Here is a 230-nt window from a genome sequence, read left to right on the forward strand (position 1 = left end):
GTGGCCCCCGGCTCACGCCAGCCCGACCGCAGCCTGCCCACCGCATATACCGGGGCCGCCGGCGCGCTGGAGAACGAGGAGGGCGACCCGAACGTGCGCATCCGCCGATTGCGGCCCGGCAACAACGAACCGATCGGCATCCAGACCGCGCAGCTTTCGGCAGCGGGCGTGCCGGGCTTCCCCGATGCCGGTCTGCTGAAGGGCTCGCTCTACGAAGCGCTGGAGCGGCA

The 230-nt window shown here is 72.2% G+C and carries 1 protein-coding gene; it reads left to right on the forward strand.

All coding sequences use genetic code 11. From position 1 onward, the window contains the following. On the forward strand, positions 1-230 hold a 230-nt coding region (locus KVT37_RS33275), incomplete at both ends, for a UTRA domain-containing protein (RefSeq protein ID WP_217579126.1).

This window comes from Mesorhizobium sp. GbtcB19 (genome assembly GCF_019091085.1).
Taxonomy (GTDB): Bacteria; Pseudomonadota; Alphaproteobacteria; order Rhizobiales; family Rhizobiaceae; genus Mesorhizobium.